This is a genomic window from Mesorhizobium sp. M0437, from assembly GCF_040321335.1.
GTDB lineage: Bacteria > Pseudomonadota > Alphaproteobacteria > Rhizobiales > Rhizobiaceae > Mesorhizobium.
Map to the genome: position 1 here is coordinate 21,836 of NZ_JAMYRK010000071.1, position 6,034 is coordinate 27,869.

Annotated in this window: 7 protein-coding genes and 3 pseudogenes; 6 read left to right on the top strand and 4 right to left on the bottom strand. The window is 58.2% G+C overall.

Going from position 1 to position 6,034, the window contains the following annotated elements; all coding sequences use genetic code 11:
- Positions 1 to 11: 11 nt before the first annotated feature.
- The gene (locus tag NKI72_RS29120; RefSeq protein WP_352707223.1) at positions 12 to 584 is read right to left on the bottom strand and encodes a helix-turn-helix domain-containing protein; all 573 of its coding nucleotides are present in this window, start codon (positions 582 to 584) and stop codon (positions 12 to 14) included.
- Positions 585 to 681: 97 nt separating this feature from the next.
- Between NKI72_RS29120 and NKI72_RS29125 the strand changes: the two genes are divergently transcribed.
- Entirely contained in the window at positions 682 to 1,284 is a 603-nt protein-coding gene (locus NKI72_RS29125) for a hypothetical protein (RefSeq protein ID WP_352707226.1), read from the top strand.
- A gap of 153 nt (positions 1,285 to 1,437) precedes the next feature.
- Positions 1,438 to 1,896, top strand: coding sequence for a hypothetical protein (locus tag NKI72_RS29130; protein ID WP_352707228.1), 459 nt, complete (start codon positions 1,438 to 1,440; stop codon positions 1,894 to 1,896).
- A gap of 1,101 nt (positions 1,897 to 2,997) precedes the next feature.
- Here the strand turns inward: NKI72_RS29130 and NKI72_RS29135 are convergent.
- A complete protein-coding gene (locus NKI72_RS29135) occupies positions 2,998 to 3,297 on the bottom strand; it encodes a Y4lK-related protein (RefSeq protein WP_352784751.1) in 300 nt (99 codons plus the stop codon).
- Between the two features lie 697 nt (positions 3,298 to 3,994).
- Between NKI72_RS29135 and NKI72_RS29140 the strand changes: the two genes are divergently transcribed.
- From NKI72_RS29140 to NKI72_RS29150, 3 genes and pseudogenes are all read left to right on the top strand, one after another.
- Complete coding sequence (locus tag NKI72_RS29140; protein WP_352851524.1) at positions 3,995 to 4,174, top strand: hypothetical protein; 180 nt, start codon at positions 3,995 to 3,997, stop codon at positions 4,172 to 4,174.
- A 115-nt stretch (positions 4,175 to 4,289) separates the two neighbouring features.
- Positions 4,290 to 4,481 (top strand): hypothetical protein, encoded by a 192-nt coding sequence (locus NKI72_RS29145; RefSeq protein WP_352509872.1) that lies wholly within the window; start codon positions 4,290 to 4,292, stop codon positions 4,479 to 4,481.
- A gap of 473 nt (positions 4,482 to 4,954) precedes the next feature.
- Positions 4,955 to 5,179, top strand: a pseudogene (locus NKI72_RS29150) (DDE-type integrase/transposase/recombinase); the annotation flags it as partial.
- 178 nt (positions 5,180 to 5,357) lie between these two features.
- Here NKI72_RS29150 and NKI72_RS29155 read toward each other — a convergent pair.
- Positions 5,358 to 5,555 carry a hypothetical protein gene (locus NKI72_RS29155; protein ID WP_352851526.1) on the bottom strand — a complete coding sequence of 66 codons (198 nt, stop codon included), beginning with the start codon at positions 5,553 to 5,555 and terminating at the stop codon, positions 5,358 to 5,360.
- A gap of 62 nt (positions 5,556 to 5,617) precedes the next feature.
- Between NKI72_RS29155 and NKI72_RS29160 the strand changes: the two are divergent.
- A pseudogene (locus tag NKI72_RS29160) lies at positions 5,618 to 5,740 on the top strand (IS6 family transposase); the annotation flags it as partial.
- A gap of 102 nt (positions 5,741 to 5,842) precedes the next feature.
- On the opposite strand, the pseudogene NKI72_RS29165 reads toward NKI72_RS29160, so the two are convergent.
- Positions 5,843 to 5,990, bottom strand: a pseudogene (locus NKI72_RS29165) (transposase); the annotation flags it as partial.
- Positions 5,991 to 6,034: the final 44 nt, after the last annotated feature.

The window sequence follows — 6,034 nt, forward strand, 5'->3', positions numbered from 1 at the left end:
ACGCTGGAAGTTTACGGCTCTCTGAAATGAGAATCTACGCCTCCGGGTGCGTCAGAAACAGGTAGATCAGTTGATGGCGGGACCTTATCGGAAAAGAGGAAGGTCGCTGGATCAAGTTTCAACGCCTTGGCGATCGCGGCAATTGTGTCGACGCTGATATTACCGCTTGCGCGTTCCAATTTCATGAATGTCGCCTCCGCCACGCCTATGAGCTCGGCCATCTCATAGCGGAGCAAAGTGCGTCGTTTTCGCTCAATGTCGATGATGTGCGCCAGACGCTTGCGGATTGCAGTCTCGTCCAACTGATGCGCCCATTCGGGAAGTTTTTTTCCGCCCGCGAGCAGGTCTGCAACTGACACATGCAAGCCGCTTGCCATGATTTGCAACGTCGTCAGGGTGACATTGTTTTTCTGCCGCACGGTCTGGATGTAGGTCCGGTAGGCGAGCCTTTCGCCCTCGACAGTCCGGAACAGCTCGGCCATGTGCATATGGGATAGGCCACGCCTGGCTCTCTCCCGCTCCAGCGTTGTCGCAATGTTGACACGCAACGGGTTGTCGACCACGCCCGCGATGTCTCGTTTCATAAATCGATGTAGTCGCACAAACCTACCTTCTCGATCTGTCCTTTTTCGCGCGGATGATCCATAGTAAAGTATCAGAATCCGCCGCGAGGAAAAGGCTATGATCGTACTGAAATATCTCTTGGTGGGTGCAGCCGCCGTCGCGGGCGCCGCAGCTCTTCCATCCCAATCACAGGCATCGGAATGGGGCTGTCAGGTCCTCCTCTGTCTGTCCGGTGACTGGCAGGGCACTCCTTCTTGCCACCCGCCAATCTACAAGTTGATTGCGGCGATGAAAGCTCCGGGTTTTAACTGGCCGACCTGTCCGCAAGCCAACTCCAGCGCCGCGAGATACGAGAAGTATGAGGATTGTCCTTCTGGCTGGCAAGCAGTTGGCAGCTACGACTCCGATCGGCCAGGAATGAGGCAAGAACGGAACATCTGCCGCATCAGCTCCGACAGGCTCACACTGCCCGTCACTTTCACGAATAGTCGCCTCGGCCAAGACCATGACAACGGATCTCGACAGGCCCAGATCAAAATGAACGGTAAGTTGGTGACGGCAAAAATCCAGATCACGGGCAACGATAGAGGGCATTCCCTTGGTAACGGCTCCACCTACTACACCATCTCTCGGCCGATGCGCGCAAAGCCCTGGTTCATCGAGTATGACGACGCGAACGGCCTACGCCAGAAAAGCTGGTTCAATCTCAACGTGCCATAAGCCAGTTCAATCTCAACGTGCCAATAAGCCAGGTGATCACGCAGGACGAGTCGCCGTGAGGATCACAAAACGTCTCTGTCCGGTTCATTCACGCCGACGACAGCGATGGCTTCGAAAGCTCAATGCGAATACTGGATCAGGGAAGGGTAATAAGTGTTGAAGGCGCTTCTCCTGTCGACTGCGATAATGAGCACATGGGCAGTCTCGACGGCGGCTGGTCAGAGCGACAAGCCGCGATCGAGCGCGGACAATCCGATGTGGCCCGCTTCACTGAAATGGGACTGCAAGACCGCCGCAAAAATCGTGTGTGAGCGTGACGGCAGTTGCACAGTGGCCGAGGACCACACTGGATTTGTGCTGAACTATGGCAGCAACGAAGCTGAGTTCCCGGCCAGCAATGTCAGGATCAAACGGCACTATCAACAGACCGTGCAGGCAAGCCCTTTGCAGCAGGAAGTTAAAGTCGAACTGGCTGACAATCGCGTTCTTTGGCTGACGGCCGTGGATGCCAGCCGCACTTATTCGGAAGCCTGGGTCGGCGCATTGAGCGAGTTAAAGGGCGGCGCGGTACTCATGGAATCCGAGGGCATCTATTGCATGCCGCACAAGTGAGTGAGCCGAGAGGGAAGGGGTGAGTGAGCCGAGAAGGGAACGCGAGCGAAAACCGATATGGTCTGACCTCGAGCAGCCACCGGCGTTTCAGAAAACTCCGGCGTAACCGACTTCCGGTTCTAGGTGTTTCATCAGTGATCAGGGGGGATCTAAAGTAACATTGACCTGAGCAATGAGCTTCGATAAGACCTCGATGCGGTGCAACTGCATTCGCTCACTGAAACCAGTGCCAATACTTATAAAGTTGCATAAGAGATATTATGGAACTCGGCGGCGGTTTTCTAGCTGTTGCTTGGTTCTCTCCTGCCGCAGCTACGAAGTTGTGGATTCTCTCAGTAAACTGCGGTTATCGGGTTGAACTATGGTGTCACAGTCGGAAACGACAGCACAGCGCGATGCTGTTGGGGGGCGTCCACCGCATCGATTAGGACTGAGCATGAGGGGGAAGGCGGATAGCCGAAGCGTGACAGTGTGATGACCCGAAAGACCTCGCCAACAGGGCGGCCGTAGGAGCACCAGCATAGCGCCGCGGTCAGGCGCGATACGGACCGACAGCCCCCCAAGGGCGCTGATTGATCGATCGAAATTGAACGGGTCATTTTATCAGCTGACATAATCCAAATCGAATTCCTCGCGACGTTTCAGCACGCGCCTGGATTTTTCTGCATTTGGCTCCGGCGAAGACCCCGGTGGTGCGGTGGAAGCGCACCACCGGGCATCGTGGACTTGTTTTCATCAGCCACCAGGACTGCTGCATTGGGGCAGGGATGGTTCCAACCTTCTAGGCGTCGCCAAACCGCGCATCTTTGGTTGGATGCCGAATTCCGTGTGCGACGTTGCCGGATCGACACCAGCCATGGCCGCGACCCAGAGTTGCCACGTCGGAATGGCTAAGCACCTTGCCGTCGCCGGACTTGATAGTTTCGACGACATTGCCCGGCGAACAGTCATTGACCGACCCTTGTCCGTGGTGCCCGGTACGAGAAGACGAGGTTATTGTTGGGCAAACCACAGCTCGTTGGCGTCGATACCGGTCCCGAAGTCCAGCTCGTCATTATCGGTGAAGGAGCCGGATTCGACAATCGTCTCCGACCCGTCCTTTTATGCGTTCCGTCTTCGAGTGCCTGTTTTGTGCGGTCTCCGGCCCTCGTTTGTCGACGACGAGAGTTCTATGCACCGGCCTATCGAGCGAAGATAGGCAACGATCTCCGGTAGCAGGTGATCACGATCGCCAAACTCTTCCACGATTCTTTTTACCTTGCGCCAGGGTACCTTCCCGTCAACATCGCCCAGTGAGTAGCCTAAGTGACCGATCGCGCAGATATCACAGCCAGCCTCGATCACCTTGTCGACGAAGGCGGGAATCTCGCTCGCTTTCATTAGCCGCATGTTGCTGGTCATCGCAGATATCTCCGTTGGTGGTCGGCATGGAAATTGCGCCGACGCCCATTGTGCTCGAACCTGCACGCACTTCGCTACCTGTGCACTTGCACAGGTTTTAGGGTCTCAGGCCTGCCGAAGGCGCCCGATCGAGCGTTCCTGCGCATTTGTTCATTGTTGGCACCCCGGGCACTCAACCGTGTTGCTAGAACAGCCCACCTGCTCCGTTCCAGCAAGGCAGCACTGGCCACCGGAACGCTCCCCTTGGGCGCACTGAAAGGCGATGCCGGCGCTCAGGCAGTCGGAGTCAGTCATGCCGAGGCGCGATTTCCTTCTCCTCGCAAGTCGCTCGAGCCCCGCGCGCTCTTTTCGTTCTGGAGTCCAGTAGGTTGGGCCGAGGTTGGCGCGATCGAGGGGTCTCTTTCCATTTAGCTATAGGTTGGAAAAGCTCCTCACATCCCGTAGTCAGGAGTCCACCAATCGGTCGAGATGGCTGCGACCCGCGCTGCGGGCGGGATTGGGTGCTCCGACGGATCGATACCCAATACCTGCGCCATTTCTTCTTCGGTGGTATTATCGCCCCCCGCGTATAGCTAAACGGTGTGGACAAACCTGATCCACACGACCTAGCGCGATTTGGAGCCAACCGGCCTGGGACCTGGCGGCCGCCTCTGGCTCTACGCCGCAAAATCGGGCCGGTTCCGCGCGTCTGCATCGAATGACGGAGGTCAGAGGTGGTCGGAACGGGGTGCTCGGCATTTATGATCCGACCATGCGCCAGCGAGTGATCGTCGGCGGGCTCGACGGCGGCATCATGTCAGGGGACTTCGGCCTCCAGGCGCGCGAGGAATGCCGAGACCACGGCGTCGATGTCGACCGGTTCAGTCAGCGTGGGTGACGTCCTGGCTACTCCCCCGATCATCCCCGGTTTGATTCAAATTTGTCTGTCGATATTGGCGATTGCGCGACCTTCACCGTCGTAGACGGCAATGCGGGTGGTTAGAGAGGGTCCTATGACAAGCAATTTTTCCGCCGCCCGAGTGCATTTAGATCGAGCGTATGACTACCTTTGTGGCGATGACCCGATGAGTCGAAGGGGACGCGAAGCCTTGGACCTGCTAATTGAGGCGGTTGCCGTCGAAGAGTTCAAGCAGCCACGCCAAAACGCGGAGGTGCTAAGGTTTCCGATTGGGCGCCGCTTCTGAGGCAATCTCCACGGCCGCCATGTAGCCTCAGGTGAGGCGCTCACCGGTTGCGCTGCCACTATGAACCATGGTGAGCAAATCCTCCCAGAACGCCAAGAAGCCAGCCCGGCATGAGCCGGGGCGGGCAATAGAAAATGGGGAGCCCAAGCGCGCATCCATGAAACGGCGCCGCATGTAAAATTCAGCAGAATGTCCATCCTGGCGCAACGCCACAACAGGCCGCACTCAAAGGCCGAATACATGCCTGCAGCCGACCGACCTGTCATCAATGTCAGAAAGCCCTTGCCACGCGGAGGCCGTCCATACATGCCACTGAACTGTCCTCCAGTGGCGATTAGAGCCTTGGCCGTTTCTGTTACGCCTCTTGGCGCGGGTTGAGCAACCGGCGGAGGCGCGGAGCCTCCCATCAGCACAGCGTCGGAGCCGTTCGCTCTTAGCGCAAGATTTTGAACTGCTCTTGTCCTGACCCCAGAAAGGCGCTGGAGCGTCATCGCCGACCGGATCGCGTCGTCATCGACGATAGCCAGACCAATCGGGAGGCGATCGTTTCCTGCGACACCACAAATCGCTTGCAGGACCGCTCCCGGCGCCGGCTGAAGCCGATCCGGATCCGCAAGAGTAGATACCTGAATAACCGGATCGAACAGGACCATCGGCGCATCAAGCGCCGTATCCGGCCGATGCTCGGCTTCAAATCGACGGCCATGCGCCGATCCACAATGCCCGCGACGGATCTTCACCCAGAGGCTTCCTGAGACGGTTCAACCGAAGGCTCGACGCACGGTTCGGCTCGGCGAAAGCCAGATGGCGATCGGCTCTCCTGAGCGAAGACCCGACATCGCTCGATGAGCCAACCGGGCGGTTCTTGCACCATCTCTACGAAGCCGCGCCGGAGCTTGCAGTGGCGGGCGAACTCGTCCGGCGCAACAGATCGAGAACGCGGTTGCGCTCCAGATCGCAGATGATCGTTCCATAGCGCTGCCCCTTGCGCCAGGCCCAGTCGTCGATGAGCGTGTCGCCGCTCACCGGCATGGCGAGCCTGTCCGAAAGGCGCGAGCCCGGCTCGCCACCCACCGCAAAGTTGCGGATGATCCGCGCGGCCGGGTTCGAGCCGCCGCAAGCGCCGCGTGTGGTCGGCCACCGCAGCCACCATCCTGACCGGCATCGAAATGATTCACATGATGCGCAAGCGACAGGCGAGGTACGCCTTCAATCCGAATCCGTCCTTGGCCGAGCAGTTCGAAATCCTCGCCGCCTGATTGACCTCGCATCAGGGCCTCTCTGTGCCCCTATTCAGCCGTTGCAACAAAACCGACGAAACAGCTCTCGCCGCATAACCGCCCCACAGTTCCTCATGCTCCCTCCAGAGCCTTCAGTCGCCGAGCCTCGGAGACATCCATCCCGCCGAAGCGGCCCTTCCAGTTGTAATCGAGGCGTCGCTGACCCCGTGCTTGCGGCTCCTTCAAAAATTCCGATGATCTGCTCTTCAGAGAAGCGGCTACGTTTCATGTCCTGGTCCTCTCGATGGGCCAGAACGAACGTCAACCGGATTA

Bases quoted from the DNA above. Each gene is read 5' to 3' on its own strand.
- NKI72_RS29140 (WP_352851524.1), top strand. From the start codon at position 3,995: ATGACGGAGGTCAGAGGTGGTCGGAACGGGGTGCTCGGCATTTATGAT.
- NKI72_RS29135 (WP_352784751.1), bottom strand. From the start codon at position 3,297: ATGACCAGCAACATGCGGCTAATGAAAGCGAGCGAGATTCCCGCCTTC.
- NKI72_RS29120 (WP_352707223.1), bottom strand. From the start codon at position 584: ATGAAACGAGACATCGCGGGCGTGGTCGACAACCCGTTGCGTGTCAAC.
- NKI72_RS29145 (WP_352509872.1), top strand. From the start codon at position 4,290: ATGACAAGCAATTTTTCCGCCGCCCGAGTGCATTTAGATCGAGCGTAT.
- NKI72_RS29125 (WP_352707226.1), top strand. From the start codon at position 682: ATGATCGTACTGAAATATCTCTTGGTGGGTGCAGCCGCCGTCGCGGGC.